The sequence below is a fragment of the Gemmatimonadota bacterium genome, assembly GCA_016720805.1.
GTDB lineage: Bacteria > Gemmatimonadota > Gemmatimonadetes > Gemmatimonadales > GWC2-71-9 > Palsa-1233.
Genome location: JADKJZ010000001.1, coordinates 55,227 through 81,635 on the forward strand (window position 1 = coordinate 55,227; position 26,409 = coordinate 81,635).

Annotated in this window: 21 protein-coding genes; 9 read left to right on the top strand and 12 right to left on the bottom strand. The window is 69.4% G+C overall.

Annotated elements, in window-relative coordinates; all coding sequences use genetic code 11:
* Positions 1-16: 16 nt before the first annotated feature.
* The 3 genes from IPP98_00320 to IPP98_00330 all read right to left on the bottom strand — a co-directional run bounded on the left by IPP98_00320 (position 17) and on the right by IPP98_00330 (position 4,291).
* Complete coding sequence (locus IPP98_00320; protein MBL0177563.1) at positions 17-1,033, bottom strand: flippase-like domain-containing protein; 1,017 nt, start codon at positions 1,031-1,033, stop codon at positions 17-19.
* Positions 1,030-1,941 carry a phosphatase PAP2 family protein gene (locus IPP98_00325; GenBank protein MBL0177564.1) on the bottom strand — a complete coding sequence of 304 codons (912 nt, stop codon included), beginning with the start codon at positions 1,939-1,941 and terminating at the stop codon, positions 1,030-1,032. The genes IPP98_00320 and IPP98_00325 overlap by 4 nt, the downstream gene beginning before the upstream one ends.
* A gap of 91 nt (positions 1,942-2,032) precedes the next feature.
* A complete protein-coding gene (locus tag IPP98_00330; protein ID MBL0177565.1) occupies positions 2,033-4,291 on the bottom strand; it encodes a hypothetical protein in 2,259 nt (752 codons plus the stop codon).
* Positions 4,292-4,546: 255 nt separating this feature from the next.
* Between IPP98_00330 and IPP98_00335 the strand changes: the two genes are divergently transcribed.
* Both IPP98_00335 and efp read left to right on the top strand, forming a co-directional pair.
* Positions 4,547-5,701: a response regulator gene (locus IPP98_00335; protein MBL0177566.1), complete on the top strand. Its 1,155-nt coding sequence runs from the start codon at positions 4,547-4,549 to the stop codon at positions 5,699-5,701.
* Positions 5,702-5,836: 135 nt separating this feature from the next.
* Positions 5,837-6,394 carry an elongation factor P gene (gene efp / locus IPP98_00340; GenBank protein ID MBL0177567.1) on the top strand — a complete coding sequence of 186 codons (558 nt, stop codon included), beginning with the start codon at positions 5,837-5,839 and terminating at the stop codon, positions 6,392-6,394.
* Between the two features lie 100 nt (positions 6,395-6,494).
* Here the strand turns inward: efp and IPP98_00345 are convergent, their stop codons facing one another.
* The 3 genes from IPP98_00345 to IPP98_00355 all read right to left on the bottom strand — a co-directional run bounded on the left by IPP98_00345 (position 6,495) and on the right by IPP98_00355 (position 11,092).
* The gene (locus IPP98_00345) at positions 6,495-6,845 is read right to left on the bottom strand and encodes a DUF983 domain-containing protein (GenBank protein MBL0177568.1); all 351 of its coding nucleotides are present in this window, start codon (positions 6,843-6,845) and stop codon (positions 6,495-6,497) included.
* A gap of 61 nt (positions 6,846-6,906) precedes the next feature.
* Positions 6,907-10,617, bottom strand: coding sequence for a TonB-dependent receptor (locus tag IPP98_00350; GenBank protein MBL0177569.1), 3,711 nt, complete (start codon positions 10,615-10,617; stop codon positions 6,907-6,909).
* Between the two features lie 163 nt (positions 10,618-10,780).
* Positions 10,781-11,092 (bottom strand): hypothetical protein, encoded by a 312-nt coding sequence (locus tag IPP98_00355; GenBank protein ID MBL0177570.1) that lies wholly within the window; start codon positions 11,090-11,092, stop codon positions 10,781-10,783.
* A 442-nt stretch (positions 11,093-11,534) separates the two neighbouring features.
* On the opposite strand from IPP98_00355, the gene IPP98_00360 reads away from it, so the two are divergent.
* Positions 11,535-13,244 (top strand): ABC transporter ATP-binding protein, encoded by a 1,710-nt coding sequence (locus IPP98_00360; GenBank protein MBL0177571.1) that lies wholly within the window; start codon positions 11,535-11,537, stop codon positions 13,242-13,244.
* Between the two features lie 12 nt (positions 13,245-13,256).
* On the opposite strand, the gene IPP98_00365 is transcribed toward IPP98_00360, so the two are convergent.
* The 3 genes from IPP98_00365 to IPP98_00375 form a co-directional block, all read right to left on the bottom strand.
* On the bottom strand, positions 13,257-13,448 hold the full coding sequence (locus tag IPP98_00365; protein ID MBL0177572.1) for a hypothetical protein: 192 nt from the start codon (positions 13,446-13,448) through the stop codon (positions 13,257-13,259).
* 311 nt (positions 13,449-13,759) lie between these two features.
* On the bottom strand, positions 13,760-16,048 hold the full coding sequence (locus tag IPP98_00370; GenBank protein MBL0177573.1) for a TonB-dependent receptor: 2,289 nt from the start codon (positions 16,046-16,048) through the stop codon (positions 13,760-13,762).
* Positions 16,049-16,055: 7 nt separating this feature from the next.
* Positions 16,056-16,343: a hypothetical protein gene (locus IPP98_00375; protein ID MBL0177574.1), complete on the bottom strand. Its 288-nt coding sequence runs from the start codon at positions 16,341-16,343 to the stop codon at positions 16,056-16,058.
* 27 nt (positions 16,344-16,370) lie between these two features.
* On the opposite strand from IPP98_00375, the gene IPP98_00380 reads away from it, so the two are divergent.
* Positions 16,371-17,246 (top strand): sulfurtransferase, encoded by an 876-nt coding sequence (locus tag IPP98_00380; GenBank protein MBL0177575.1) that lies wholly within the window; start codon positions 16,371-16,373, stop codon positions 17,244-17,246.
* Here IPP98_00380 and IPP98_00385 read toward each other — a convergent pair.
* Positions 17,243-18,850 carry an O-antigen ligase family protein gene (locus tag IPP98_00385; GenBank protein MBL0177576.1) on the bottom strand — a complete coding sequence of 536 codons (1,608 nt, stop codon included), beginning with the start codon at positions 18,848-18,850 and terminating at the stop codon, positions 17,243-17,245. The genes IPP98_00380 and IPP98_00385 overlap by 4 nt on opposite strands.
* 81 nt (positions 18,851-18,931) lie before the next feature.
* Between IPP98_00385 and IPP98_00390 the strand changes: the two genes are divergently transcribed.
* Entirely contained in the window at positions 18,932-19,645 is a 714-nt protein-coding gene (locus IPP98_00390; protein ID MBL0177577.1) for a hypothetical protein, read from the top strand.
* A gap of 33 nt (positions 19,646-19,678) precedes the next feature.
* Positions 19,679-20,056 carry a hypothetical protein gene (locus tag IPP98_00395; protein ID MBL0177578.1) on the top strand — a complete coding sequence of 126 codons (378 nt, stop codon included), beginning with the start codon at positions 19,679-19,681 and terminating at the stop codon, positions 20,054-20,056.
* Between the two features lie 96 nt (positions 20,057-20,152).
* Here IPP98_00395 and IPP98_00400 read toward each other — a convergent pair whose 3' ends face one another.
* Complete coding sequence (locus tag IPP98_00400) at positions 20,153-21,049, bottom strand: alpha/beta fold hydrolase (GenBank protein ID MBL0177579.1); 897 nt, start codon at positions 21,047-21,049, stop codon at positions 20,153-20,155.
* A gap of 32 nt (positions 21,050-21,081) precedes the next feature.
* On the opposite strand from IPP98_00400, the gene icd reads away from it, so the two are divergent.
* From icd to IPP98_00415, 3 genes are read left to right on the top strand one after another with little or no spacing between them, the layout of a single operon-like run.
* Positions 21,082-22,353 (top strand): NADP-dependent isocitrate dehydrogenase, encoded by a 1,272-nt coding sequence (gene icd / locus IPP98_00405; protein MBL0177580.1) that lies wholly within the window; start codon positions 21,082-21,084, stop codon positions 22,351-22,353.
* A 31-nt stretch (positions 22,354-22,384) separates the two neighbouring features.
* Positions 22,385-24,325, top strand: a complete 1,941-nt coding sequence (locus IPP98_00410) for a hypothetical protein (GenBank protein ID MBL0177581.1) — start codon at positions 22,385-22,387, stop codon at positions 24,323-24,325.
* Positions 24,322-25,437 carry an HD domain-containing protein gene (locus IPP98_00415; GenBank protein MBL0177582.1) on the top strand — a complete coding sequence of 372 codons (1,116 nt, stop codon included), beginning with the start codon at positions 24,322-24,324 and terminating at the stop codon, positions 25,435-25,437. Before IPP98_00410 ends, IPP98_00415 begins: the two co-directional genes overlap by 4 nt.
* On the opposite strand, the gene IPP98_00420 is transcribed toward IPP98_00415, so the two are convergent.
* Positions 25,407-26,345 carry a COX15/CtaA family protein gene (locus IPP98_00420; protein MBL0177583.1) on the bottom strand — a complete coding sequence of 313 codons (939 nt, stop codon included), beginning with the start codon at positions 26,343-26,345 and terminating at the stop codon, positions 25,407-25,409. The two genes, IPP98_00415 and IPP98_00420, sit on opposite strands and share 31 nt — an antisense overlap.
* Between the last annotated feature and the right edge of the window lie 64 nt (positions 26,346-26,409).

Below are 26,409 nucleotides of genomic sequence, written 5' to 3' on the forward strand. Positions count from 1 at the left end.
CAACGCCCCCGGTCGCCTACGCGGCCGGGGGTGTCGCGTGTCCGGCACGCGCCTCGGCGGCGGCGGCGCGGCCCCCGGGGCCGGCCAGCGCCAACCCGAGCGCACACCAGACGATCTCGCGCAGCCGCGTCATCACCGCCGCGATCAATCCAAGCGAGGCCGGGACGCCGGCGAGCCCGAAGAGGAGATAGAGCGACCCCTCGCGCGATCCCATCTCCCACGGCAGCAGGAAAAAGAGATTGACCGCGAGTGCCGAGAGACCGGAGATCATCACCGCCGGCGTGACGCCGAGCGGGGTGCCGACCGCGTAGGCCACCAGCAGCAGCTCACCCATCGCCACCCAGCGCGAGAGGTAGTCTACCGCAATCGCCGCCCCGAGCCGCCCTGGCTGCTCGGCGTGCAGCGAAGTGATCTGCGCATCCACGGCGACGAGGGCCTCCTCCTGCTTCGTGAGCCACGCGGAGAGGCGACCCAATCGTCGCCTCGCGATCCACCCCGCGAGCCGCGCGACGAAGCCGTGCCGGTGCCCGGAGCGCACCACGCCGAGCGCGGCGACGATCACGCCCCCCATCGCGAGCAGCGCCCACCAGATGCGTCCGTGCACGCCCGGCAACGTGAGCGCTGCGACGATCGCGGTCAGCCACATGAAGAGTGACGACAGCGCGTGCAGCATCGCGTACTGCAGCACGCTCCCCGCCGCACGGCGCGCCCCGAGCCAGGGCGCAAGCGCGGCCATGCGGTAGGGCTCGCCACCGGCGTTGACGACGGGGGTGAGGAAGTTGATCGCGAAGCCAACGACGGAAATCCGGAAGATGCTGCGGAACGGTGGGGCACCCGGTTCGTGGGCCAGGGTGATGTACCAGGCGAAGGCGTTGAGCCCGTAGACGATGGCGTGCAGGGCCACGATCGGGACGGCGAACCAACCAACAGTGCGAGCGCCATCCGCGAGCGTGTCGACACCGACTTCACGAATCAGCAGCGCGAGGACCACCGCGCCCACCAGAAAGGCGACGAGGCGGAGCGTGCGGCTCATGCGCGCGCGGTGTGTGCCGGGATGAGGCGCGCGGCCATCGTGGTCGCGAAGACGGCGATGATCAACCCGGCGACGGCGTCCACCGCGTAATGCACCTGGAAGTAGACCACGCCCACCAGAATGCCGAGGGCGAACGGCAGCAGCACGATGCCGAGCGGGCGCCAGTTGCGGAAGGCCAGGAGCACGGCGGCCATCGAGGCGGCGACGTGGCTCGATGGGAAGGCCGAGCCCCACGAGTCGCCCCCATCGATCAGGTCGCGCACCAGGCGCGACGGCAGGGCGGTGTGCGCACCGTCGGTCGGCCAGCCCCAGAGGTAGGTCGGCCCGGCGACCGGGAAGAGCAGGAAGACGAGGTAGCAGGTGAAGAAGGCGAGCGAGATACCGAAGATCGTCTGGCGCGCGCGGACGATGTGTCCGCGCCACCAGAGGACGGCCGGCGCGGCGATCACCAGCGGGAAGAAGCCGAGATAGGCGAGCGAAAGCGGCCAGGAGAATGCGGCCTGGGTCTGGCTCCGGCTCCAGTCATGCGCGAGCTGCCGTCCGAAGGTGGCGAACTCGAGGCGCTGAATCACGGCATCGTGGGAGAGGCCCGCCGCTTGCCGCGGCCCGTTCACCAGATCGACCGAGGCGTACACCGCCACCAGGACGACCAGTGGATACCACTCCGCCAGGAAACAATGCTTGGCGCACGCCTCGTTGCGCGCCTGCGCGGCGAGGAAGACCAGGACCACCAGCAGCGCGTGGGCGCAGAGGAGCCAGGCGAGTTCGGCCGACGAGACCCGCATCGTGTCCGCCCCAATGGACTGCACCGAGACCACGAGGAAAGAACTCGCCGTGTAGAGGATCGTCAGGATGTCGAGTGGGGCGAGGGTGCGCACCAACTCGGTCGGGCGGCGGGGCAACGACATCGTCGTCCGGTGATCGGGTTGATGGCGCGGCCGGCAGACTGGCGCGCTCCACCGAAAGATGGGTGGCCGGGCCCGGCAAAGCCACAGGACGCTACTTCCTGAGGAGTGGGACGAGGGGATCTCGGATGGAGTTCCAAAGGAACTGCGGGAGGGTCTCCCGCGGGGTCCAGCGGTGATCGATGGTGCCGTCCCGGGGTGGCTCCTTCTTCCCCGTGACATTGTCGTCCCGGACCATGAAGGCGTTGGCCACGAACTTCCCCACGGCCCGCTTGAGGCCCCCGAAGATGCCGGTGTTCTTTCGGTCCAGTCCGGGGAGTTCGATCCCGAGGTTGGTCCACCGCGGCGTGATCCGCCCCCGGGCCCGACCGCCGGCCACGGTGGCGTCGAAGCTGATCCCTTCGATCCGTCCGCGGGTGAATTTCACCCCGGCGCCATCGGAGGCGAACGGATTCAAGGCCGACGCGTCCATGGCGCCGAGGCGACCGCGATACCGCATGGTGAATTGATCGGCGAGCAGCGGCATCTCGAGTTCGAAGTGAAAGGGGGCCACTCCCATGAGGCGCGCGTCCGCCGTGAGCCGGAAGGGCGTGCTGTCCTGCATCCTCGCCGGGTCGTTGGAAAAGTTGAGCAGCGTGGCGCGCAACGATCGGAAGGCGATCACCCCCGGCGCCGGGGCCGCCACCGCATGCTCGCGATAGCGCGCCTCGCCCGTGAGGGTGAGCGTGTCGGCGCCGAACGGGAGTCCCAGGTCGCGGAGGGCTTGCTGCGGATACCGGTGACTGGTCCGCTTGCCACGTTCCACCGGCATCCGCTTGTCGGTGAGGATGTCGAGCTCGACGCCCGTGGCATCACCACGACGGATCCGGAACGCACCATCCTGCAGGTACGCGGGGAAGTCCACGCCGGCGATCGCCACGCGTGCCGCCGAGAGCACCATCCGGTCGGTACGGAAACGATGGCGTCGGCGAAACGCGGCGTCGTTGCCGTCGGGTCCGACGCGGAGTGAATCGACCCGGGCCGTGCCGGCCACGACGCTGAGTCGCAGCGCCCCGACCTGCAGCTGATTCTCGCCCTGCCGACGCGTGAGATGGTCGGCTTCCACCGTGATGCGGCCGACCGGAAAGGCGGTGCTCCAGCTGGTGGAGTCGTCGAAGTGCGCGCCTTGCACCGCGAGGCGCTCGAGGACGGTGACCGTGCTGTCCTGTCGATTCGTGGCGCCCTCGATGAGCGTGAAGCCCAGCACGCTGAGGGTGTCGAGTCGCATGTCGCGCCCCAGTGCGCGCAGCAGCGAGCCGACGGTGCGCTGCGTCAGGGGCGTCGAGATCGGCGCGGCAATCGGCTTGGAGGGGGCTGCGCCGCTGCGCTTCGGTGCTGCGCCCGGCGGTGGGAAGCGCAGCAGGGCGCGCTCGACGGCGAGCCGGCTCACGCCCACGTCCCCCGTGGTGAGGAAGCTGCGCCAGTCCACGCCGCGCAATTGCAGGTGGCCGACCTCGAGCGCCTGAAAGCCGAGGGAGTCGCCGAGCGACCCGACGATCGGCTCGTAGACCAGCCCATCGAGCTGAAAGGTCCCGCGACCGAGTGACGCCGACATCGAGTCGAGTGAGAGGCGAGTCGCCGCTTCGCGATTGCCCTCGAAGCCGACCAACCGCAGCGAGACGTCGCGCGAGAGCAGGGGGCCGCGCTCCTCGATCGGTTGCTTGGGGTCATAGTGCAGCGAGTCGAGGCGCACCGCAAAGCGGTCGAGCGAGAGCACCGTGCGGCGCCGGTTGCGCCCCGCGAGTCCGAGGGCGATCGACACCTGCGGGAAGGCGATGGTATCCACGCTGATGGAGGGCACCTCGCGCGGCAGGTCGAGGTTGTCACGCAGCGAGAGGAAGACGCCGGGGCGGATCGGGACCGGAGCCGCGCCCGGCTTCGGTGCCGGCACCTCGCCCTCCAGATGCACGCTGTCACAGCCCGCACTGCGCAGGTGGAGGCCGCGCCGCGCCGCCAACCGATCGAGGTCGATCCCCTCGAGATCACACCCCAGGAAGCGGAGCGAGACGGTCGGGAGCGGCGTCGGGCGGCGTGCGTTGGCCGCGACGTTGGTCACCAGCGTGATCGTGTCGATCGCCACCCGATGCCGGGCTTCGTCGACGACAATGGTCGAGGCGTGCAACTGATAGACACCGTCGGAGAGCCGGGAGACCTCGCGCTCGGCCCAGCGACGGACCTTCGGGTCGACGATCGCCACCGCGCGACCACTGATCGCCCAGCGCTGGCTGTACGCCAGCACGCCGAGCGCCACGACGGCGACCGCCGCCACGGCGATGAGGAGGATTCGACGCCGACGAGGGGAGAGGGAAGGCATGCCCGAAACGTGGGATCGGACGGGAGGCATCGCAACCACGTCGAAGGAGCGAGGTGTGGCGCGGACGCGTCGGAATGATCTCGCCACAGCAGCACCCTCCAGCGCCGCGCCCACCAACCTTCCGACAACCTGTTGGCAACAAAGCACTTGCGTGGAGGCCCGCGGATCGATTCTCGCGGCCCGTCGCTTGCGAATGTGGGGGGCGTGAGTCGCTGCACCTGGCCGCGACCGATCGACACGAGCACGGATGGACCTGTGACGCTGACTGACGCCGCCATGCCAAGCGATCTCGACCAGGCCGACTGCGCCCGCCGTCGCCACGTGGAGAAGATGGAGGCCATCACCCGACTCGCCTCCGGCCTCTCGTGCGAACTCACCCCCTTGCTGCGCGACGCCGGGACCACGGTCCAGACGTTGGTGGGCAACCCATTGGTCGACGTCTCGGTGCAGGCGCGGCTCGAGGAGGTGCGCGAATCGCTCCAACGCGGCGCGATGATCGTCCGCCAGCTGGAAGCGGTGGGCCGCGCGGTGCCGCGCCCGGCCTCCGAGGTCGATCTCGACGAAGTGATCGCGCGGTTGCGTCCACTCTTCCCGCGACTCGCCGGTCCGCACATCACGATCACCGAGGAGAGCGGCACCCGCCGCGAACGCATCGTCGCCGAACACGGGCAGGTCGAGCAGGTGCTCCTCACGCTGGTGGTCAACGCCCGCGATGCCATGCCGCTTGGCGGCCGAATGACCATCTCCACCCGACGCTGGACGCTCGACGCGCCCCAGCCACATCGTCACGGCATCCTGCCGGCGGGCGAGTGGGTGGTCGTCGAGGTGAGCGACACCGGCATCGGCATGGACGCGGCGACGCAGGCGCAGCTCTTCGAGCCCTTCTTCACCACCAAGGCGCTCGGTGTCGGCAGCGGCCTCTCGCTCTCGGCGATGTATGGCATGATGGGCCAACGCGGCGGACAGGTCATCGTCGCGAGCGAACCGGGGGTCGGCACCACCGTCAGCGTGTGCTTTCCAGCCCAGGCGGTGGCCGTCGGGCAGGCGCGTGATGACGACGCCCAGACCGCGGTCCTCGTCGTGGATGATGATGAGTGGGTGCGCAACGTCACCGCGCGGATCCTGCGGCGCGCCGGGTACGGCGTCCTCGAGGCCGAACACGGCGAGTCGGCGTTGGAACTGCTCCGCGATGTGGCCGGACAGTGCGTCGGCACGGTGCTCACCGACATTCACATGCCGCGGCTCGACGGGCACCGGCTGGCGGAAGTCGTGCGGCGCGAGCATCCGGGGCTCCACGTCGTCCTGATGACCGGCGACGCCGATGGCGCGGACGGCCTCCAGGCGGTCCTCCGGAAGCCGTTCACGGCGGGCGAACTCCTCTCCGCGGTGCAGCGTCCCCACCCGGTCTAGCGCCGCGGCATGGGGCACTCGGACGCCTGGGGGGAGGCCGTCGTGGCTCCCCCCGGAGTGTTTCGGGCGATTATCTTCTCGCGCTGGCCGGCGGGGACGAGTCCTGCCGGCAATCGATCACTTCCGAGAGTGGCCATGAAAGCGAACGACATCCGCAAGGGCACCGTGATCTACTACGAGGGGAAGCCGCACCTCGTGATGGACTTCACGCACCGCACGCCGGGCAACCTCCGCGCCTTCGTCCAGGTGCGCCTGCGCAATCTCAACAACGGCATGTCGCTGGACCATCGCTACAGCGCCACCGAGACGGTCGAGGAAGCGCGGCTCGACACGAAGGAGATGCAGGTGCTTTACGCCGATGGCAATGGTGTGCACGTGATGGATGCCGACACCTACGAGCAGTTCACGCTCGACCCCGAGATGGTGGGCGATGACGCGGCGTGGATGCAGGCCGAGATGCGCTTCGAGGCGGTGTGGCTCGAGGGGAAGCCGATCTCGTTCAAGCTGCCGTCGTCGATGGAACTCGAGATCGTCGAGACGGCGCCGGCCATGAAGACCGCGACCAAGTCGTCGAGCAGCAAGCCGGCGACGCTGAGCAACGGCGTGACCATCAACGTCCCCGAATTCGTGGAGCAGGGTGAACGGGTGCGGGTCAACCCGCGCGAGCGCGCCTACATCGAGCGCGTGAAATGACGTAGGGGCGACCTGTAGGGGCGACCCATGGGTCGCCCGGTTGTGTGGATGCGCCAGACCCAAGGGGGCGACCAGTCGGTCGCCCCTTTTGCGTCCAGCGTTACAATTCGCGCCGGAAGGTGAGGTCGAAGGCGAGGTAGAGCGTCTTGGTGAACGGGAAGAGCACCAACGGCCCCAGCGCCATCAGCGCCGGGCCGCCCCACTGGAGCAGCCGCCAGGGCGGGTCGGGCCAGGTGGCGATGAGGATGGCGGCCAGCAACCCGACGAACAGCAGCTCGATCGCGATCATTGCCACCAGATACGACCCCACCTGGTAGCCCGACTCGCCGCGGTCAAAGACCAGCCCGCAGGTGGGGCAGGCAGGAACCATGGCGAACCAGTGGCGGAGGATGCCACCACTGCCGCACTTGGGGCAGCGGAGACGGAGGGCGCGGAGGAAAGGACTCAGCATGAGGTAAAACTAAAGGGGCCCCCGCGTGGGGGCCCCTTCAGCGTGTCAGGCGGGCCGAGAGTTACTCGGCGCCGCCACCCGTCCGGCCACCCGGCCGCCCCGGGGCTGCGCCGCCTGCCGGCGCCGCTCCCCCCGGCTGCATCAGCCGGTTGATCCCGACCGGCTGCTTGGCGCTTTCCGGCATCAGCGACCACTGCACGTCGGTCAGCACCTTCTTGGTGAGTTCGATCGCCTTGATCTGGCTGCCCTGGAAGGCCTCGAAGATCGGCGTCAGCTGCGGGAAGAGCGCCTGCGTGTTGCCATTCGCGGTCTTGGCGGCCTCTTCCAGCTTGGCGACCAGCGGCTGCAGCGCGTTGTTCGTCGAGTCGATGAAGGCCTGCAACTCGGCGACCTGCTTCGGCGCCAGCGCCAGGGAATCCTTCCGCTCGATCGCAACCTGCGCCGCGTTGAACGGGAGGTTGGCCAGCATCTGCTGCACGAACGTCGTGCCGCTTGCCGCGCCGGCCGCGGCGTTGCCCTGACCGAACGCCATCCGCTGCATCTCGCGGCGCTGATCGAAGCCGATGATGTAGCGCATGTTCACGCCGACCTGGAACGGCGAGCGAACCGCCGTCGCCCCGCCACCCGTCGCGCCGAAGCGGCTGTTGACGGTGTACTTGTACCGGTTGGTCGACGGGTCGAAGCCGGTGACGGCGAGCAGCGTGCCGTCCGGGCGCGAGAAGCCACCCCAGCCCTTCAGGTTGTCTGCGCCGTTGAACAGCTCGTCCAGTCCGCCCAGCAGGTTGATCGTCGCGAAGGAGATCGTCAACCGGTTCTGGAACATTCCCGGCTTCAGGTTCACCTGCAGGTTGAGCGACGGCTGCCACGGCCCGATGCAGCTGTTGCGCTCGGCGACCTTGCCGACCTGCGACGCCAGACAGGCCTTGGCGCCCTTCGAGCCGTTCTTGAGCAGGTCATCCATCGCCGCGGCCAGGACCGGATCGTTGGCGTTGGCCGGATTGAAGACGTACGCCAGGTCGTTGCGCGACCCGTCGCCGTTGATGTCGCTGCCGACCACCGGCGAGTAGCGGGAACCCGACGCCATGCTGCCGATCGCGGTCAGCTCGAACGTCGGCGAGAAGACCTTGGTGAAGTTCAGCTGGATGTTGTGACGCCGCTCGTTCGACGACCGCGCCCACAGGAAGGCGTTCGGATCGCCCCGGGTCAGGTTGCCGCCGCCGCCGCCGAACCCGCCGCCACCACCGCCCTGGTCGCGGGCGAACTGCATGGTGTAGTTGGCCGACAGCGTCGAGCCGCGGGTGTTGAACCAGTTCATCGAGGCGGTGACCTGCTTCGTCTCGTTCTCGAGGCCGCTGAAGACCTGGTTGACCGAGCCGTAGCCGGCGTCCTTCCGGGTCGACGTGAAGGGAATCGCGCCCGTCGTCGGCACGATCAGCGACGGATTGATGTAGACCGGCCGGTCGCCCTCGTTCGCCAGCAGGAACGGGGTGCCGAGGTTCAGGTTCAGGTCACGAGACGCCGACTGGCCGATGCCCTTCACGTACGAGGCGTCGAGCGTCATCGTGAAGAACGGGGTGAGGCGGCGCGTCGCGCCGAGGTTGGCGCGGATGGTCTTCGCAGCGCCGTAGCCCTCGTCATACGTGGTGACCGACGGGCTGCCCGCGATGACCGGCGTGTTCTGGTTGTTCAGGCACTGCGTCGGAATCGACGACGGGTTGGTCGCGAAGTTGTTCCAGTCCGGGATCGGCACGGCTGCACCCACGCAGACCAGTTGCGCTTCGGTGGTGCTGAAGCCGGCCTGGGCCTGCGCGGTGCTCGGCAGGGTGCTCGACATCGTGCCGCGGAAGACACCGACGCCGCCACGGAGCACGACGGCCGGCGGCGCGAAGCCGCGCTGCCCGAAGCCCTGCTGCTCGGCCGCCGGGATCGTCCACGAGAAACCGAAGCGCGGCGTGAAGTAGGTCTCGGTCGGGAGCAGGTCGGTCCGGACGCCGAACTTCGCTTCCGCATCGGTGTTCCGCGCCGGGGCGCCGCCGAACTTCGAGTACTCCAGGCGGCCGCCGATCGTGAACTGCAGGTTCGGCCCCTTGCGCCACACGTCGCTCAGGAAGAGCGCCGAGTTCAGCGACGAGCCGTCGCGCACGACCGGCTGCAGCGTGCGACTGAAGGTCGCCGGGACGTTCGCCGCGAAGTCGGCCAGCGAGTTGTAGCTGTAGCTGCCGTACTGGTTGTTGGTGTTGTTCGCCGTGAAGCTCTGCATGTTCAGGAGTGCGCCGAGCTGGAAGCGGTGCGCGCCGCCCTTGGCGAAGTACGAAATCGTGTTCGTGAGTTCGAGCGACTTGGTCTTGTTCGTCGTCGGGAGGCCGGAGTTGCCGCCAAAGCCGAACGAGGTCGTCGCGATGTTGCCGTCATCGAGCGTCGACTGGTTTTGCACCCGGCCGACCGGGACGTACAGGAACGGCGTCGACTCGGCGTTGCTGAGCGAGCCGTAGGCGCGGAACTCGTTCGAGAGATCCACGGTCGGGCGCGAGACGAGCGAGACCTGCACGCCGCCGCCGTTGTTGCTCTGGTTGCCGCCGACCTGCGGGAGCTGCGTCTGCCCGACGCGAGTCGGGTCGGACGTCGTGGTGTTCAGGTCGCCGCGGACCGTGAGGATCTGCCGGTCGGCGACGTTCCAGTCGAAGCGGAGCGAGCCACTGAAGCGGTCCTGGGTCCGGTTCGGGTCGACGGTGCCGACACGATTCGTCAAGCCCGTCGCGCCAACCAGCGCAATGAAGCGCGCCACCGAATCCGGCGAGGCGCCGAGACGGAGCAGCGTCGTCGCGTCCGCGCGATCGAGCGAGGCCATCGGGTTGACGGCGCGATTGACGTTGAACGAGCCGAAGAGGAAGAGCTTGTCCTTCCGGAGCGCGCCACCGAAGCCGGCGCCGACCTGCTGCGAGGTCTGGCCCGCGGTGAAGACGTTGTCCGTCGCGCTGCCGAAGGCGAGGTTGCGATCGCGGAAGTTGCCGCTGATCGAGCCCTGCTGCCGGTTGCTGCCGCCGCGCGTCGTCGCCGAGACCTGGCCGCCGGAGAACTGGCCGCGCGAGACGTCGAAAGTGTTGGTGATGACACGGGTGCCGCGGATGCCGTCGGCCGGCAGGGCGCCGCCGTTCGACGTGCCGTCGACGACGATGTTGTTCGACGCGCCGCTCTGGCCGGCCACCTGGAAGGTCGTCGCGCTCGAGTCGCTGCCGGCCGTCACGATCACGCCCGGCACCAGCTGCGCCAGCGCGGCGAGGTCGGAGGCGTCGATCGGGAGGCGGGCCATCTGGCCGGCGTCGACGTTGCGCTCCGTGGCGCCCGGCGTCGGCCGCTCATTCTGGTCGCCCTGGGCGCGCACCGTCTGGGTGCGGATGTCGGTGAGGACCTGCGGCCGGTCACCGAGCTTGACGTTCAGCACGATGCGGTCGTCGTCTTCCTGGCGCGACACGTTGGTGATGAACGGCGTCTTGCCGATCGCGCGCACCGTCACGCGGTAGCGACCGCCACCATCGTTGAACGGAATGGAGAAGCGCCCCTTGTCGTTCGCCGTCGCCTTCTTGGTGACGTCGAGCTCGATGCTGTAGGCCTCGATCGTGGCGCCGACGACCGGCTTCCCGGTGCCATCGGTGACCGCGCCGGTGATCCAGTCGACGGTGCTCTGGGCGGCGAGGGGTCGGGCGGCGAGTCCCACCAGCAACAGCAGGCTGGCGAGGGAACTCGCGAATCGTGCGAATGAGCGAAGCGACATGTCGCGTTCCGTTATCGGGTCCGTCGGCACGGCCAGGGCGGGAGCGCCCTGTCGCACCACGGCCTTGGTACGCTGGCACCGGGGGTAAGGTTGCGGAGCGAGACGGGCGGGGGACAGCAACCCCGAAACCAGCGGCGGGCGCTGGTCTCGGGGCGGGGTGGGGCTAGGCGGCGGGCGGAGCGTCTGCCGGGGGCGGGGCGGGCGGTTCGGCGGCGGGGGCTGCGGGGGCGTCGGTCGTGGCCGGAGCCGCCGGGGTACCGTCGCGATCAAGGAAATCGGCCACCTTGGCGCGGAGCTCCTGCAGCTCCTCCTTCGCCTCGCCCTTGAATTCCTCCAACTCTTCCTTGGCGTCGGCAATGGCGCTGTCCATCCGCTCACGGGCCTTTGCCAGGAAATCGTCCTTGTTCTCGAGCGCGGCCTTCGCCTTCGCCGCCAGCTCCTTCGCCTTCTCGTCCAATTCGTCGAACACACCCATGGGACACCTCACTCTGGGACCGCCGATCGTGAACCGGGGCGACGGGCGGTGCGCGCCCCGGGATGACTGGAATATGGCAGGAGGGCGACCGCGGTGTTCCACGGCTGCAACGACGGCGTCAGAATGCTCGGCGCCATTCCCGTCGCTTGCCGCACGCATCATCAACCGCTCTTTGGGAACCTGACCCCCCGCTTTCCGGTTACCATTCGTGTCGGCCGGACACCTCCGGCCGACACAGGGTGGCAACCGAGGGGGCTTTCTGGCATTCCGGGGCGGCACGAGCGGGTTGGGCACGGGCGAACGAGGCGGCAAGGGCCGCGGCACGTCGGCGAATGTCGGTGAGCGGCCCAAGAAGAAGAAGGTGTCAGGCGAGGTCGTCTGGCGGGAAGCGCGGGAACTGCTCTGGTTCCACCGCCGACGGCTGGCCATCGGCTTCGTGCTGATGCTGATCAATCGCGCGGCCGGCTTCGTCCTCCCCTGGTCGTCGAAGGAACTCATCGACGTCGTCCTCCCCAGTGGCAACCGTTCCTTGCTCTGGCCGCTCGCCGCCGCCGTCGGTGCCGCCACCGTGGTGCAGGCCGCCTCGTCGTTCGGCGTGTCGCAGATCCTCGGCGTCGCCGCGCAGCGTGCCATCACCGAGATGCGCCGCGCCGTGCAGTCGCACCTGGTGCGCCTCCCGATCCGCACCTTCGACGCGACGCAGACCGGACAACTCGTCTCGCGCGTGATGAGCGACGCCGAAGGGATCCGCAACCTGGTCGGCACCGGCCTCGTGCAGCTCGTCGGTGGCGCTGTGACCGCCGCCGTCGCCTTCACCTGGTTGATGCTCCTCAACTGGCGGCTCACCTCGGTGACTGCCGTGCTGCTCGTCGTCTTCGGCGGCGGCATGGCGTACGCCTTCACCCGACTGCGGCCGATCTTCCGCGAGCGCGGCAAGCTCAACGCCGAAGTGACCGGTCGGCTGGTCGAGAGCATCTCAGGGATTCGCGTGGTGAAGGCGTACACCGCCGAACGCCGCGAGCAGCACGCCTTCGCGAAGGGCGCCAACAAGCTCTTCCGGAACGTCGCCGCCACCATGACCGGCGTCTCCGCCACCACCGCGCTCTCCACCGTGATCGTCGGCATCATCGGCACGCTGCTGATCGTGGTGGGCGGCCAGGACATTCTCGCCGGGCGGATGTCGTCGGGCGATCTCTTCCAGTACGTCTTCCTCACCGGCCTGCTCGCCGCGCCCCTGATCCAGATCGCCTCGATCGGCACGCAAGTCACCGAGGCCTTCGCCGGCCTCGACCGCATCCGCGAGCTGCGTGCGCTGGCCACCGAGGACGAAGGTGATGCCGACCTGGCGCCGCTCGGCCAGGTAACCGGGCACGTCGCCTTCGAGAATGTCACCTTCAGTTACGACGAGGGGACGCCGGTCCTGAAGGGGATCACCTTCGACGCGCCAGCCGGCACAACGACGGCGCTCGTCGGCACCAGTGGCTCGGGGAAGAGCACCTTGGTGTCGCTGGTGATGGCGTTCAATCGCCCCGACAGCGGCCGCATCCTGATCGACGGTCGCGACCTCGCGACGTTCCGCCTGCGCGAGTATCGCCGCACGCTCGGCATCGTGCTGCAGGACAATTTCCTCTTCGATGGCACCATCCTCGACAACATCCGCTTCGCCAAGCCGGATGCGACCGCCGAGGAAGTGCGCGAGGCGGCGCGCGTCGCGCACTGCGACGAGTTCGCGCTGCGTTTCGACCTGGGGTACGAGACGATCGTCGGTGAGCGCGGCGTCAAGTTGAGCGGTGGGCAACGGCAACGCGTCGCGATCGCCCGCGCGATCCTCGCGAACCCGGCCATCCTCATTCTCGACGAAGCGACGTCGTCGCTGGATTCGGAAAGCGAGGGACTGATTCAGGAAGGGCTGACACGCCTGCGGGCAGGGCGGACCACCTTCGTGATCGCGCACCGGTTGTCGACCATCACGTCGGCCGATCAGATCCTGGTTCTGGAAGGGGGAGAGATCGTCGAGCGCGGCTCGCACGATGCCCTGGTCGATCTGGGGGGCCGGTACCACGCGCTGTACGAGCGGCAGTTCCGGCAGGCCCTCGATCGGTACGTCAATCCCGGTGAGGAGCTCGCGGGCGCGTCGCGCCAGCGCCCCTGACCGGGACCGAGGTCAGCAGCCGCCGACCTCGCGAAGCAGTTCGGCGATCGCCATCCGACGACGGAGGCGCTCGTCGAGCACGCCCATCGCCGTCACGTCGTCGAGTTCCGTGCCGGCCTCGGATTCCGCGGCGTCCATCTCCTCGCGGCCTTCCTCGGCGCGGCGCAACCGCTCCTCTTCATCCCACATGCTGTCGCCGAACATTCGGCACCTCCTGTGGCTGCGCGTCGTTCCGCCACGCGTCGGGGTGACACGGGTTGAGCCTGGAACGGGGATTCCGGGGCGGAATCACCAAGCGCAGCGTTTACTCACTCATACTTCGTGCCAGACGCTTCAGCGAGCAGTATCGGCACACGTCCCCTCGGATTGATGACGTGGAGGTCACGGCCCCGCAACGAGTTGCGGACCCACGGAGCCGCGGGACGGGGGCGGCCGGCACGTACTGTCAGCTCGCTGGGGAAGTCGACGGGTGGGCGCTCTGCGGTGCGGCGCCGACGCCACATCGTCCGGGCCGCTCAGAAATCGAAGGTGAGGCCGATGCTGGGGAGGCGGCCGACCGAGGTATCCGTTTCGACGACCCGCTCCCGGAGATTCCACTGGTAGCGCGCCGGATTCTCGCGATCGGTCACATTCTGGATGTCGAGGTAGAGCGTCAGCTGGGTGGCCCGGAAGCTCCAGCGCCGATCCACCCGGAGGTCGATGGCGTAGAACGTCGGCAGCCGGGGGCCCGCCAGGTACGCCTTGAAGTTCGGCGTCCCCGCGAGCTCACCGGTCGTCACGAACGGGGTCGTTCGGGCGCCGCTGCTGACCCGCACCTTGCCACTCACCTCCAGTCGGTCGGTCGGCCGCCACCCCGCCAGCGCCGTGACGATCACCGGGACGTCGAAGGCCCCTGGCCGCTCGATGCCGTCGAGCGCCGTGAAGCGCGCGCGGGCCAGCGTCAACGACGCGAGGCCGTAGATCGGGAGGTCGTCGAGTCGGCGCTGTGCCAGCACCTCAAGCCCCCACGCGCGCCCGCGTCCGCTGCTCCGCAGTGGTTCAAGTCCGAAGGGGATGTCATCCAACGCATCCTCGAACCCCGAGGGCGTCAGCACTTCCTGGCGACGGAAGAGGCGGATCGGGTAGTCGCGGTACCGCTTGAGGTAGCCCTCGACCTGCACAGTGGTACTGCCGATCCGGCTCCGCACGCCGAGGGTCGCCTGGTCGGCGCGCCACGGGCGGAGGGCGCCATTGGTCGGGTCGCCGACCTGCCAGATGAATGGTGGTGGCTGCACGGTGCGGCCGACGCTCGCGGTCACCTTGGTCGCGCGCGCGACATCGCGCGCCAGGCTCAGCCGCGGCGAGAGATGGACGGCGTTGCCGAGCCAGGCGTAGCGATCGGCGCGCAGCCCGCCGGTCAGTCGCCACTGGTCGCGCGGACGCCAGGTCGCCTCCGCGTAGGCGGCGACGCGCCGGGCACTGAAGGTCGAGTCGACGCGGAGCGGTCGCGGCACACCGTTGCCGTCGCGTCGGAGGGTGCCCGGCAGCGTGACGTCGTAGTGCAGCGCCGGCGCGAGGCGACCAACGGCGCCGAAGCGCAGCTCCAGGTCGCGTCGAGGGGCCAGCAACAGATCGGTGCGCAGCGAGTATTCCGCCTCGCGCGACTGCGCCGCAAAGATCGTGGTGCCGGTCGTGTCCACCTGCCGACTGTCGAACGTCGTGCGCGTGTGACCAAGCGTGACGGTCAGCGCACCGGAGGGCAGCGTCCGCTGCCAGGTCAGGCCCACGATCGCGCTGCGCTGGGCGCTGCCGAGGATGCGGGCGTTGTCGAGTCGCTGATCGGCGCTGTCCGTCAGGAACGCGATGTCATCGCGAGCCCCGAGCGCCAGCAGCGTCAGCTGGTCGCGGCCGCCCAGGCGCTGTGTCGCCTTGAGCGTGGCATCGTAGTAGGTCGGCAGGAAGGAGAAGTCGAGCGCACGGAACAACAGGTCCAGATACGACCGCCGCACGCCGATCAGCGCCGAACCATTGCCGATCGGTCCTTCGGCGATCGCCCCGATGCCGGTCGCCGAGAGGTTCGCTTGTGCCGCCCACCGTTCCTCGTTCCCCTCGCGCAGGGTGATCGCCGTCGCCGAGCTGGTGCGATCGCCATAGGCCGCCGACGGCGGCGCGCTGGTGAAGGCGGCGCCGCGCACCAGGTCGATCGGCAGCAGCGAGACGGGCCCACCGGTGGCGCCCTGCGAGCCGAAGTGATTGATGTTGGGGACTTCGAGTCCGTCGAGCAGGAAGAGATTCTCGGCCGCGGAGCCACCGCGCACCACCAGGTCGTTGCGCCCGGGGGAGGTGACGCCGACGCCGGGGAGCAGCGCCACCGCGCGCACGATGTCCTCTTGCACACCAGGTGCGCGGCGGGTCTCGTCGCGGCCGAGTGTCGCGGCGGCACCACCTTGGCCGAGGTTGTCGCGGGGGGCAACGGCGGTGGTCAGGGTGCCGAGGTCGAGCGGACGCGGTTCGAGCTCGACCAGCAGCGGGACGGGGCGGCCGCTGCCGACGGCGATGTCGCGCAGCGTCATCGGGGTGAAGCCGATGGCGATCACCCGAAGGGCCACTTGCCCCGGGGTGACGCCGCTCAGCGTGAAGCGCCCTGCGGCACCGCTCCGCGCCCGCATCGTGGTGCCTTCGATCTCGAGCTGGGCGTCGCTGATCCCCTCGCGCGTGAGTCGGTCGATGACGCGCCCGGTGAGCGTCCCGGTCTGCGCGGCAAGCAGTACGGGGCAGCCGACCAGGGCGAGCAGTAGCAGGGCACGACGCCGGAGAGGGGACATCACCGTGTTACAGCTGATCGAGCCCTTCCGTTCCGATCACCGGCTTCCAGTGCCGCAGTTCGTACTCGGCGAGGCCGCGCTGGTGGAACGGATCGGCGTCGCGAATCGATTCGAGGGAGGGACCGTCGTCGGGGAGACGGAGGAGCAGGGCGCCACCCGTCCGGGGGTCGAAGGGGCCCGAGGCGAGCAGCCAGCCGCGCTCCCGGAGGCTCCGGAGGTAACTTCGATGGTCGTCCGTCGAGGCGATGATCTCCTCGAGTGGGGCGGTATAGTGCAGGATCACCAGGGCGTACATGGCAGGCCTATCGGCGAAGGAGTGGGCGTGGAATCTACCAAGGCGTCGTTGCCGGGTCCGTTGGTCACCGCGATGTGGCTCTCGATTCACCTCGACGAGCCGGATCTGGTGGTGCTCGACACCTCGTGGTACCTCCCCGCCGCCGGCCGTGATCCGGACGAGGAGTACCGACGGGCGCACATAAAGGGCGCGGTGCGCTTCGACCTCGACGCCGCCAGCGACACGATCAATCCGCTGCCGCATATGGTGCCGACCGCCGAGCGCTTTGCAGGCCTGTGCGAGCGCCTCGGCATTCGCCGCGACGATCGCATCGTCTGCTATGACGGCAGCGGCGTGAACCTCTCGGCGGCGCGCGCCTGGTGGCTCTTCCGCTACTTCGGGCACGAGCGCGTGGCAGTGCTCGACGGCGGCTTCGGCGCGTGGGCGCGCGAGACGCGGCCGGTGCAGATCGGCGTCGTGCGTCGCTACCCGACCGGCTATCACATCCCCACGCCGAACCCGGCGCTGATTCGCGATCTCGCCGGCATCGAGCGGATCGTGGCCGGTGACGAGGCGGCGCAACTGGTCGATTGCCGGAGCGGTGAGCGCTTTCGCGGCGAAGTCGACGAGCCGCGTGCCGGGCTGGCCCGTGGGCACATCCCCGGTAGCGCCAATGTCCCGTTCAACACCTTGACCGATCCGGAAACGGGCTGCTTCCGGAAGCCGGCGGAGTTAGCGGCGATGATTCGAGAGAGTGGCCTCGACATCACCCGGCCAATTGTCGCGTCGTGTGGCAGCGGTGTGACGGCGTGCACGCTCGCGCTGGCGGTGGAGGTGGTGCGCGCGGCGTCGATCGGCCCGGTGGGGCCGCCGGTCGCGATCTACGATGGCAGTTGGTCGGAGTGGGGGCAGACCGCGCGCTAGCGCACCCCGCACCGTGCGGCGGCGTTGCGGCTCGCGGGCCAGTTGGGTGCGAGGGCCAGGGCGGCGCGCGCGTGGCTGCGTGCCCTCGCGCACGGCAACCGCGTGGCGAGCGCGATGCGCAACGGATAGGACGTCGGATCGAGCCGCGCCGCCCACACCATCCGGCCCGTGTCGCGCCCCGATCCGGCGACGACGTATGCCGCCGTCTGTTCGACGCTGCGGAGCGCCACCACCATCAACACCAGCGGGAGGGCGCCACGCCAGCGCGATGGCGCCGCCGTCTCCATCGGCAATGCTGTGGTCGAGGCCAACGCCCCGATCGCCAGGGCGACGAAGAGCAGCGGGACCGGCAATAACAGCACGGCGTCGAACGCCCCCACCACCGCCGTCGCCGCCAGCACTCCGAGTGCCGCCGCGCCACGCAGCGCTTCATCGCCCGCGCGTTGCAGGCGCCCGAAGGCCCGCCACGCCAGCGCGAGGCCGAGCAGCAACGATCCCGCGAGCGCGATGATGCCGCGCTCCGAAATCAGTGCCATCCAATCGCTGCTCGGCCAGGGGTTGATGGGGATGACATCGCCCCACACCCAGGTCGGGTCGTTCGGCGGCGCCACCTCGTTGTATCGAAGCGGCCAGTTGCCCGGGCCGACCCCGACGATCGGGTGCGCCGCCGCCAGCTCGAGCGTGTTCCGGTATTGAATGACCCGGCCGCGCCCCGATCCTTCCTGCGTGTTCGCAATGCCGCTCAGCGTCTCGGCATAGGGTGAGTCCGATCGCCAATTGAGATCGTTGGGGAGGGTGAGTGCGAGCAGCGGGCCAATCACCATCGCCGCGGCCAGCAGCACGACGCGCGACATCGACACGGGAAGTGCGCCCTTCCGTCGTGCGACCAGGAGCGAGAGCATCACCACGCCGATCGCGGCCGCCGCCGCGAGCCACGCCGCGCGCGACCGGGTGAGCACGATCGCGCCGACGAGGGCACCCCCCGCCACCGCGGCGATCAGCGCGCCGATCCAGCGTCGCGAGGTGACCGCGAGCAGCGCGATGATCGGCAAGGCGATCGCGGCGAGGTGGGCCAGGAAGTTGCGATTGCCGAAGCTGCCGCCAGGCAACCGCGTGGTCGCGAAGTTCGGGAGCTGCAGCCCATACGCCTGCGCCAGGCCGGTGAGGGTGCCGATGAAGGCCGCGCCGCCGAGCCAACCGAGCAGCACGCCGCCCAATCCGCGGGTCGCGAGCTGGTGGGCGGCGAGCAGGGCGGCGGCCCCGGTGAGCGTCAGGGAGCCGGCGCGGAAGGCGAGCCACGGGTTGTCGGCGAAGGCGGCGGAGGCCAGTGTCGCGCCAAGGAGCAGGCCGAGGCCGAGTCGGGCGGCACGGGAGAGCGATGCCATCCCCGGCCGGAGCAGCGCCACCGCCAGCCAGGTCGCCAGGTGGACCACCGTCTCTTTCGGCAGCTGGTGGCGATCGAGGTCGGTCGGCGCCGACGGCAACGCGGCCAGCACCGCGAGGAGGAGGCCTCCGCCCAACAAGTGGGCGGCCAGGCGCTCCTGCCAGCGGACCACGGCGTCGCGGTCAAGGTCTGGGGCGAGGGCGAGCAGCGGATCGGTCATGTCGGCGGGGGGTAAGATATCGCCGACGGCCCTTCGGGGGTGGGGCTAGATTGCAGGAGACTGGTTAGCCGGGAGGCGACGATGCACGACGACCATGAGAAGCCCGACGCTGCAGGTGCCCCGGATGGCCGCCCGGCCACCGTCCTCGCCGCCACCGACCAACCGGTGCCGCTCGTGGTGCGCGAGGTCGAAGATGATCGGGTCCCCGAGGGGATGACCTGCCTTGGCACCTTCCTCGACGGGATGCTGGTGGCTCGTTGCGCCGTGCCGCCCGAGGCGGTCGAGTTCTTCGCCGAGCAGCACCTCTTCGACGAGCCGCGCCAGCTGGTGCTCGCCGCACGTGAGGAGGAGCCGGGGCTGCGTTGCGAGCTCTACGCGCTCGTGCCGATGCCGGAGCGCGAGATGCCCGTGTCGGAGGAGGAACCGGAGGAGCCGTGGCTCTCCTCGGTGCCGTCGTACGAGGAGGCCCTCGCCCGCGCGCAGGAGGACGAGGAGGACGAGCTCGACGATGAGGAGCTCGACGACGACGACCTCGACGACGACGATCTCGACGACGACGACGAGGCCGACGAGGACGACGACGCAGCGGATGATGTCCTGGCGGCGCTGCATGGCGCACACGCCGATGGCCGCCCGATGGCGGCCGTGCTGCTCGGCCAGATCGTTCGCTTCCAGCGTGACCGCAAGCATCCTGACTCGCTGCCGCTGGAGACCGTCGACGTCCTGGCGCGAATCGTCTCGGGCCGCGTCGTCGAGGTTGTCGACAAAGTGCTCGAGGACCTGCTCGGGTCCTGAGAAATCCCCCTGACCGCTTGATGGAGTGATCGCTTGGAACGCTACGCCATTTACCGTCTGCTGCATCTGGGCGGCATGTTTGCAATGTTCATGGGACTGGGCGGCATCGCCCTCCACGTCGCCAACGGTGGCACCAAGGCGTCGAACACCGCACGGAAGTTGCTCGCCTCCGTGCACGGCACCGCACTCTTCGTGATCCTGCTCGGTGGCTTCGGCATGCTGGCACGCCTGAAGCTGGTGCAGGGCGGCGGCCTCCCCGGCTGGATCTATCTGAAGCTGGCCATCTGGGTGGTCATGGGCGCGATGGGCACGGTGATGTATCGCGCCCCGAAGGTCGCGCGCTGGATGCTGATCCTCCTCCCGCTCCTCGGCATGGCGGCGGCGTGGATCGCGGTCAACAAGCCGATCTAACCCACGCGGGATGATGCCGGTATGTGTAAGGGCGACGCATGCGTCGCCCTGGCCGGCACCGCACTGATGGCGGGTCGGGCGACGCATGCGTCGCCCCTACGGAGCCCTACCAACCCGCAGGAAGTCGACGACGGTGTCGATCACCGCTCGGTCCCGCAGAATCGCGCGGTGGCCGAGCTTCTCCGTGGTGTGCAGGATGCTGCCGCGCCACGCCGCTGCGAGCTGCTTCCCCTCGGCGTACGGCACGTCGGAGTCCTGCATGTCGTGGACGATCAGCGCCGGCTGCGTCAGCTGCCGAGCCAGCACCGGGAGGTCGAGGTCGTCCCAGGTCAGGCGCAGGCGATGCTGCATGTTCCGCTGCATCCGGGCGTAGATCCTCTCCGGCAACTCGAAGGTGTCGCGGAAGCGGACCAGCCACGAGGTGATGTCGGCGGGAGCGGCGATCAGGACTGCCCGCGAGGCATTCAGGCCGCGGGCCAGCGCAAAGATGGTGGCCGAGCCGCCGAGGGAGTGGCCGACGACGGCGTGGAGGGGCCCGTGATGGTCGCCGACGGCGCGGATCGTGGCGGCGAACTCGGGCATCGTCGCGCGCCAGCCGGTCGAGCGGCCATGCCCCGGGGCGTCATACGCCACCACGCGCATGCCCGCGTCGAGCAGCCCTTTGGCCAAGGGGGCAAAGCGCCCGGCGTGGCTCCACCAGCCGTGGGCGACGACCACGATCGGCCCCGACTCGCCCCAGGCATAGCCGGCGATCGTCTGGCCGGCGGCGCGCACCGAGAACCGCTCGGCGGTGGCGAGCCAGGCCGTTTCGTCGGGTCGGGGGGCGGGGCGGGCGGTCTTCACGAACAGCGCCTCGGCGATCCGTGCCGTGGCCCCGGGGGCGATCCGGCCGAGGGCCCGGAGGGCCGCGCGGGTCGTCATGATCCGCCGATCGGCGCGCAGGAGGGGGTGGCCGGGTGCGAGGGCGGGCGAGGGGGTCGGGTCGTCGGCCATCCCGGAACATACTGGGACGCTATATTTGCCGGATGCCCACTCCATCCCATGCCCCGGTCTTCACGACCCTCGCGCCGCCTACCGACGGCGAACAGATCACCCTTGTCGATGGTGTCCTGCAGGTTCCCGACGCCCCGATCATCCCCTTCATCGAGGGCGATGGCACCGGCCCCGATATCTGGCGCGCCTCCCAGCACGTCCTCGACGGCGCGGTGCGGATTGCCTACGGCGGGAAGCGGCGGCTGGCGTGGTTTGAGGTGTTTGCGGGCGAGAAGGCCAAGGACCGGTACGACTCCTGGCTTCCCGAGGACACGATCACCGCGATCAACCACTATCTGGTGGCGATCAAGGGGCCGCTGACCACGCCGGTCGGTGGCGGGATCCGCTCGCTCAACGTGGCGCTCCGGCAGCAGCTCGATCTCTACGCCTGTGTCCGCCCGGTCCGCTGGTTCACGGGCGTGCCGTCGCCGGTGAAGGACCCGGGTGCGGTCGACATGGTGATCTTCCGCGAGAACACGGAAGACATCTATGCCGGCATCGAGTACGAGGCACACTCGGCCGACGTGAAGAAGCTGATCACCTTCCTGCAGCAGGAAATGGGCGTCAAGAACATCCGCTTCCCCGACTCGTCGGCGATCGGCATCAAGCCGGTGTCGGAAGAGGGATCGAAGCGGTTGATCCGTGCGGCAATCCTGTATGCGATCAAGGAAGGTCGCCCGAGCGTGACGCTGGTGCACAAGGGCAACATCATGAAGTACACCGAGGGCGGCTTCCGTGACTGGGGCTACCAGCTGGCGCGCGAGGAGTTCGGCGCGGTCGATCACGAGGGCGGGCCGTGGCAGGTGCTGCCGAACGGCATCATCATCAAGGACGTGATCGCCGACGCGATGCTGCAGCAGGTGCTCACGCGGCCGCGCGACTACGGCGTGCTCGCGACGCTGAACCTGAATGGCGACTACATCTCCGACGCGCTGGCCGCACAGGTCGGCGGCATCGGCATCGCGCCGGGCGCGAATATCAACTACGTCACCGGCCACGCGATCTTCGAGGCGACCCATGGTACTGCGCCGAAGTATGCCGGCAAGGACATGGTGAACCCGGGCTCCGTCATCCTCTCGGGCGAGATGATGCTGCGCCACCTCGGCTGGCACGAAGCGGCGGAGCTGGTGCTGAACTCCCTGGCCGCGACGATCGGGCAGAAGCGCGTCACCTACGATTTCGAACGGTTGATGGAGGGCGCCACCAAGCTCTCGACCTCGGCGTTCGGCCAGGCGATGGTGGACAACATGGTGGCGCCGACCTGAGGATGGCTCGGCTGCTCACGGATGGCACCGCGTGAGCAGCCCCGGGAAGGGTGCTGCCCTCCCCAAGGCCGTGGCACTCGTGCTGCGCGACCTGATCAACGCCGTGGGCAAGGCCACGATGTACCCGGCCAACCACCGCTTCGTCACTGAATCTGCCACCCAGCTGGTCGATCGCCTCACACCGCTGGTGCTGGAACGCGGTGCGCTGACTCTTGGCGTGACGCCGAAGGGCTTCCTCCTCGACGGCGTTGCCGTCGACCCGCTCCCGCCCATCCTGCGCGAATTTGCCGCGCGGCTGCATCGCAAGAATGTCGGCACCATTCGCGTGGCCGAAGGCGTGACGGCCACGGAAGTGACGGCGATGCTGGCGGCCCTGGCCGATCACGATGCCGCCGAGCATGTCGGACGCGACGGGTGGCGATCCGAGTGCATTCGGATCGACCCGCTCCTGTATGACGTCGTCGGCTTCACCGACACCCCGTTCGATCATGAACTCGACGAGGCGTTCTGGGGCGAATTGGTGGAGGCCGCCTTCGGCCGCCGGCTCACCGATGTCGAGGGCACCCCGACCACGGCGCAGGTCGCCGAGGCGATCACCGAGCGGGTTGAGCGGAGTCCCGACGAGGCGCGGCGCGTCTTCGAGGCCTTGGCGTCCTTTTCGTCGGCGATCGCAATGCGCGGCGACCGCGGCACGGTCGGCGCCCGCAAGCGCTTCACGGAAGTGCTCGGGGCACTGGCCCGCCCGACGCAGCTCCACCTGATGCAGGCCGCGCCGTCGCCCTCCGCCCGCCGACGGTTCCTTGCCGACACCCTGCGCGTGGTCCCCCCGACGCTGCTGCTGCAGCTGCTCGAATCGGTGGCCGAATCCGACGGCGAGCCGATCTCGGCCCATTTGCGGTGGCTGCTCGGCAAGCTCGCCATGGGTCCGGATGGGAGCATCACCGCAACGGCCTCGTTCACGGCGCAGGTGTTGGGCATCGTGGACCAGTGGGAAGGAGCGGACGATCCCGAGCCCGGGATCGCCGATGACCCGCGCCTCCTCCTCGAGCCGGTGCGCACCGTCTCGCTCGGCCTGGAGCTCGCTACCGCTGGGCGCTCCGTGCTCGTGGCCGCACGGCTGATGCGCGACCGCGGCCAGTTTGTCGAAGTGCTCCAGCTCGCTGATGCACCTGGTGTCGACCAAACCACGGCCGAGGCCATTCTCGCGGCGGTGCTGGACCCCGGTCTGCTCACCCGTCTCCTCACGGCGCCGACACCCGATTTCCCGTTGATCGAACGCGTGGTGCAACGCAGCAAGGAAGCCGCGGTCCCTGCACTGCTCGAAGGGATCGAACGCGCCGACAGCCGCACTGCACGTCGCAAGATGCTCGACTTGCTCACGCACGTCGGACCCGGGATCGCGCCGGAGTTGGTGCGGCGCCTCGATGGCGCGCCGTGGTACCTCGCGCGCAACATCCTCGTCGTGCTGGCACAGCTGCCGCCGGTGGCGGACCCGCAGCCGATCCTGCACGCGCTCCACCATCAGGAGATCCGCGTGCGGCAGGAGGCGCTCAAGGTATTGCTCCGGCATCCGGCCACCCGCGAGCGTGCGATCAGCGACGTCCTCGAGGGGGGCGACGAGGCGCAGACGCGCATCGCGCTCACGTCGCTCGGTGGGCAGTGTCCGCCGTCGCTGGTTGCGCCGGTGCTGGCCGTGATCGGGCATCCCAATCCGGAGTTGCGCCTGCAGGCCGTGCGTCTGCTTGCCGATTCACCGAGCCCGCTGGTCGTCCCGCAACTGCTCACGCTCGTGCGGACGCGAGGTGGGCTCCTCCGCCGGCAGCGACTGCTCCCGGCGACGCCGGTGATGCTCGAGGCGCTCGAAGTGCTGGCGAAGCGCTGGGCCAATCACCGACCGGTGATCGCCGTGCTCCAACTCGCCAGCCGCTCCTCTGACGCGCAGGTGCGCGCGGCGGTTGGAGGTAGCGCGTGAGTCACGCCGTCCGTTTCCTGCACGCGCTCGCGCATGCGCTCGCGACGATGGCGCTCTACTCGCCCGGCCACCCCGCGGGCCGTCGCGCGCAGGAACTGGCGCTCGAGGCGTTGCGTGCGCTGCTCGCTGCCGACCCCGATCCGATCTTCCTCTTTCTCGGCGGGCCGCCGATCTACGCCGGGCGCGCGTTGCATGAACTCGGCGACTGGCCGTGGGGACCACGCTTCACCGACATCTCCGTGCAGCGACTGCAGTTCGATGGCGGGGTCACGCCGGAGTCATTCGCGGCGCTGCTGGAGCAGTTGCAGGCGCGTCTCGTGGGGAGCGACGTCGCCATCCTCGGCGAGGTCCACCTGCCAGGCATCTCGTTCGGCCCGGTGGCCGTCGAGGCGATGGCGTCCGAGGAAGCGGTGCTCTCCCCCGAAGCCCCGGAAGAGGGCGAGCCGCTCGTCTCCGTGGACCTGCGCGAAGAACTCGAGGCGATGCGCTTCGTGCTGACCGAAGCGCGTGCCGGACGCGTGGCGCGCGCCGAGGCGGAGGCGATTGCACGGATCCTGGCGGGGCTGGTCGAGCAGTATCTCCTGCCGCAGGCCACCGTGACCGATGGCGGCGAACCCGCAGCACACGCGGTCAACACGGCGCTGCTGACCATGGCCGCCGGGCAGCGGGCGGGACTCGACGGGCCCGATCGGGTCCGACTCGGCGTCGCCGCGCTCTGGCATGACGTGGGGATGATGCGGTTGCCGGCGGAGTATGGTGCAAAGACCTCGCTCTCACCCGATGAGCGTCGGCTGGTGGAGCGGCACCCCGTGCTTGGCGCCGAGCTCCTGCTGCAGGCGGGTGGGCGAGGGCTCGAGCTGTCGGCGCTGGTGGCCTTCGAGCATCACCTGCGCCCCGACGGCACCGGCTACCCCATGCGCCGATTCGGCCACCACCAGCACTGGGCGTCCGCGCTGGTTGGTGCGGCCGCCGCATACACCGCCGTCCGTGCGCCGCGCCCCTTCCGCGACGCGTGGGGAGCGACGCGCGCGATGCACTACCTCGAGTCCGGCGCCGGCACCGTCTTCGATGCCGGCGTGGCTCAACTCCTTGCGGGGCTCGTCGCCGCCTGACCTGCGGCAAGCGCCGCACCGACCCACAGCACGGCAAGCCAGAGCAGGTCGGCAGTGAGCAGGTGCAGCAACTGCAGCGGCACCGGTACCAGCAACACCAACGTGGCCACACCCAATCCCCATTGCGTCAGCACGAGTCCGGTCAGCGTCCGACTGGCGCGCGCGGTCATGGGGTCATGCCGCCACTTCGGCGCCGCGAGTGAGAGCAGCAGGAGGCCCGTCCCCACGGTGACCGCCAGGATCGGGTGCCACATCCGCAGCTTGATCAAGGGATGGGCGGCGGGGTCCTGATCCTGCACGAGTCCGGCTTGGAGCGAGCTGGCCGGGAACAGCGTGTCGCCGAGCGAGACGATTGCGCCGGTGGTGCCGACGACGATCAACCCGAGCAGTCCGACCACTGGCCACCACGCTCGGCCCTGCAGGCGCACCATCGGATGGCCGGCGCTCCACCATCCGGTCAGCGCGATCGCTCCCAACAAGAGCTGCGTATTCACCAGGTGCGCTGCGAGCGACCACGCGCGCGCCATCGAGGCGTTGTCGGCCACCAGTTCAAACTTCACCAGCCCGGCACCGATCGCGGCCTCCATCAGCATCAGCACCATGGCAGCGACGGCGGCCCCGCGGGCCCGATGGCCGGGGGCCAACTGGCGACGCGTCCCCACGAGCAGGGCGATCACGAAGAGGAGCGCCACTCCACTGGTGACGCGATGCGTCAACTCGACGATGGTGTGCAGCGTCGGGGACTGCGGGATCACCTGGCCGTTGCAGAGCGGCCAGTGATTGCCGCAGCCGGCGCCCGAACCGCTGGCCCGCACGAACGCCCCCCAGATGATCACCAGGAGGTTCACGGCGAGGGTCCACCAGGCGAGGCGGGCGAGTCGAGGCTGGGCGTCGGGGAGCGTCGTCATGGCAGAACCAATAGCACCCTCCCATCCTCAGCGGGACCCGGGGTCCTCCGGAGCGGACCGGGAA

Excerpts from the sequence above, each read along its gene's own strand:
- IPP98_00350 (MBL0177569.1), bottom strand. The coding sequence starts at position 10,617 with ATGTCGCTTCGCTCATTCGCACGATTCGCGAGTTCCCTCGCCAGCCTG.
- IPP98_00375 (MBL0177574.1), bottom strand. The coding sequence starts at position 16,343 with ATGTACGCCCTGGTGATCCTGCACTATACCGCCCCACTCGAGGAGATC.
- efp (MBL0177567.1), top strand. The coding sequence starts at position 5,837 with ATGAAAGCGAACGACATCCGCAAGGGCACCGTGATCTACTACGAGGGG.
- IPP98_00385 (MBL0177576.1), bottom strand. The coding sequence starts at position 18,850 with ATGACCGATCCGCTGCTCGCCCTCGCCCCAGACCTTGACCGCGACGCC.
- IPP98_00400 (MBL0177579.1), bottom strand. The coding sequence starts at position 21,049 with ATGGCCGACGACCCGACCCCCTCGCCCGCCCTCGCACCCGGCCACCCC.
- IPP98_00345 (MBL0177568.1), bottom strand. The coding sequence starts at position 6,845 with ATGCTGAGTCCTTTCCTCCGCGCCCTCCGTCTCCGCTGCCCCAAGTGC.
- IPP98_00330 (MBL0177565.1), bottom strand. The coding sequence starts at position 4,291 with ATGCCTTCCCTCTCCCCTCGTCGGCGTCGAATCCTCCTCATCGCCGTG.
- IPP98_00360 (MBL0177571.1), top strand. The coding sequence starts at position 11,535 with ATGCTGATCAATCGCGCGGCCGGCTTCGTCCTCCCCTGGTCGTCGAAG.
- IPP98_00420 (MBL0177583.1), bottom strand. The coding sequence starts at position 26,345 with ATGACGACGCTCCCCGACGCCCAGCCTCGACTCGCCCGCCTCGCCTGG.
- IPP98_00355 (MBL0177570.1), bottom strand. The coding sequence starts at position 11,092 with ATGGGTGTGTTCGACGAATTGGACGAGAAGGCGAAGGAGCTGGCGGCG.
- icd (MBL0177580.1), top strand. The coding sequence starts at position 21,082 with ATGCCCACTCCATCCCATGCCCCGGTCTTCACGACCCTCGCGCCGCCT.
- IPP98_00325 (MBL0177564.1), bottom strand. The coding sequence starts at position 1,941 with ATGTCGTTGCCCCGCCGCCCGACCGAGTTGGTGCGCACCCTCGCCCCA.
- IPP98_00320 (MBL0177563.1), bottom strand. The coding sequence starts at position 1,033 with ATGAGCCGCACGCTCCGCCTCGTCGCCTTTCTGGTGGGCGCGGTGGTC.
- IPP98_00390 (MBL0177577.1), top strand. The coding sequence starts at position 18,932 with ATGCACGACGACCATGAGAAGCCCGACGCTGCAGGTGCCCCGGATGGC.
- IPP98_00370 (MBL0177573.1), bottom strand. The coding sequence starts at position 16,048 with ATGTCCCCTCTCCGGCGTCGTGCCCTGCTACTGCTCGCCCTGGTCGGC.
- IPP98_00365 (MBL0177572.1), bottom strand. The coding sequence starts at position 13,448 with ATGTTCGGCGACAGCATGTGGGATGAAGAGGAGCGGTTGCGCCGCGCC.